Annotated in this window: 2 protein-coding genes; both read right to left on the reverse strand. The window is 66.6% G+C overall.

The window, feature by feature from the left end; translation table 11 throughout:
- Window positions 1-2,109 (reverse strand): conjugal transfer protein TrbE (gene trbE / locus APY03_RS25650; protein ID WP_068681371.1); only part of this gene is annotated, 2,109 nt, incomplete at its 3' end.
- A gap of 15 nt (window positions 2,110-2,124) precedes the next feature.
- The gene (locus APY03_RS25655; RefSeq protein WP_068681373.1) at window positions 2,125-2,397 is read right to left on the reverse strand and encodes a VirB3 family type IV secretion system protein; all 273 of its coding nucleotides are present in this window, start codon (window positions 2,395-2,397) and stop codon (window positions 2,125-2,127) included.
- Between the last annotated feature and the right edge of the window lie 46 nt (window positions 2,398-2,443).

A 2,443-nucleotide genomic window follows, 5' to 3' on the forward strand; every position in this document is an offset into this window, starting at 1 on the left:
GGCCTGCGGGTTGGGCAAGAAAATCCGACTCGCGCAGCTCTCGATGATCGCGGGCGCGATGCTCGAATCCTTGATGTCGGCGAGGCTCTGCGTGGCGAAGATGACGCTGACGTTCTTCTTGCGCAGTGTCTTGAGCCACTGGCGGATACGCGCGGCAAACACCGGGTCATCGAGGAACAGCCACGCTTCATCAAGGATCAGCAGCGTGGGCGCCCCGTCGAAGCGTTCATCGAAACGCGCAAAGAGGTAATGCAGCACGGCCATGACGGCGGCCTTGCTGTGCATCAGCTCCTCCATCTCGAAGCACTGCACGTCGGCCATGCCCAGCCGGTCGTGGTCGGCGTCCAGCAGCTTGCCGTGGGCGCCACCCAGCACATAGGGCGACAGCGCTTGTCGCAGCGTGTTCGATTGCAGCAGCACGGAAAGTCCCGTCATCGTGCGCTGCTCCACCGGCGCACCGGCGAGACTTCCCAGCGCCGACCAGATAGCCGCCTTCTCGTCGGGGCCGATCGCCACGCCTTCGTGCAGCAAGCGGCCTTCGATCCATTCGGCGGCCCAGGTGCGGTAGCCCTCACGGTCGATGCGCGCGAGTGGCTGGAAGGCGATTTCGCCATCCGTGCCCAGGTCGTAGTGTTCGCCGCCCAGGCCGAGGATGGCGGCCCGCATGGAGCGGCCCATGTCGAAGGCGAAGATGCGCGAGCCGCGATAGCGGCGAAATTGCATCGCCAGCGTGGCGAGCAAGACCGACTTGCCCATGCCGGTCGGCCCCGCGACCAGCGTATGGCCCACGTCGCCGATGTGCGTCACCAGCCGGAACGGCGTGGCGCCGTCGGTGCGTGTCACGATCAGCGGGGGGCCGTCGAGGTGTTCGTTCTTCTCCGGCCCGGCCCATACCGCCGACACCGGCATCATGTGCGCCAGATTCAGCGTCGAGACGATGGGCTGGCGCACGTTGGCGTAAGCATTGCCGGGGAGCGAGGACAGCCAGGCATCCACGGCATTGAGCGTTTCAGGGATGGTGACGAAGCCCCGACCCTGGATGACGCGCTCCACCATGCGCAGCTTCTCGTCTGCGACGGCGGCGTCCTCGTCCATGACGGTGACGGTCGCCGTCAGATAGCCGAAGGCGACTTGATCGCTGCCCAACTCCTGCAAGGCGGCGTCGGCATCGGCGGCCTTGTTGTTGGCGTCGGTATCGACCAGCGGGCTTTCCTGCTGGAAGATCGTTTCGCGCAGCAGCGCGATGACGTTCTTGCGCTTGGCGAACCACTGGCGGCGCAGGCGGGAAAGTTCTTTTTCCGCCTCGGCTTTGTCGAGGCAGAGAAAGCGCGTGCTCCAGCGGTACGCAAAACCGAGGCGGTTGAGGTCGTCCAGAATCCCCGGCCAGGTCGAGGTCGGGAAGCCCCGCACCGACACCAGCCGCAGGTGCTGGTCGCCCAGCATGGGCGCCAGGCCGCCGACCAGCGCGGAATCGGTCAGCAGCGCGTCGATGTGGAACGGCACTTCGGGCACGCCCACGCGATAGCGCCGCGTCGAGATGGTCGCGTGCAGGTAGGTCAGCGTCTGCGCGTCATCGAGCCAGTCAATTTCCGGCATCACGCCGTCGAGCAGGTCAAAGACGCGATCCGTCTCCGCGACGAAGGCTTGCAGCCGCTCGCGCCAGTCCACGCCATTCGTCGGCGTGTTCTCGTAGAGCATCTTGGCTGCACGGGCGCGGGATTCTTCCGGCGGCAGGTAAAGCAGCGTCAGGTGATAGCCGCTCTCGAAGTGATTGCCCGATTCCTCGAAGGCGGCCCGGCGTTCTTCCTCCACCACCCACGAAAGCGGCTCGGGAAACTCCGAGTGCGGATAATCGGCCGCAGGCCGGCGCTCGGCTTCGATGAATAGCGCCCAGCCCGATCCCATGCGGCGCAGCGCGTTGTTCAACCGCGCTGACGTGGCGATCAGCTCGCCTTGCGTCGCGCTGTCGAGGTCAGGCCCGCGAAACCGGGCCGTGCGCTGGAAACTGCCGTCCTTGTTCAAGACGACGCCCGGCGCGACCAGTCCGGCCCAGGGCAGCCAGTCGGCAAGCAAGGCCGGGCGCTGGCGGTATTCGGCGAGGTTCAGCATCGCGGCGTCCTCCCCTCACACGTCCAGCAGCGAGCGGTGCTTGATGTGCCGGGCGAAGACCTGCATGAACTGCGGATCGACGCGCGCACCCCACACCGCCAGCGAATGGCCGACGATCCAGAGCACCACGCCGGGAATCCACAGTTGCAGGCCCAGCCCGACGGCGGCGGCCAGCGTGCCGTTGGCGATCGCCACGGTGCGCGGCGCACCGCCAAGCAGAATCGGCTCGGTCAGCGAGCGATGCAGCGGCACCTCGAAGCCGTCCGCGAAGGTGTCCGGGGCACTCATACGACGGCCCCGCCGGAGAAGCTGAAGAACGACAGGAAGAAGCTCG

This window comes from Variovorax sp. WDL1 (assembly GCF_001541225.1).
Taxonomy (GTDB): Bacteria; Pseudomonadota; Gammaproteobacteria; order Burkholderiales; family Burkholderiaceae_C; genus Variovorax.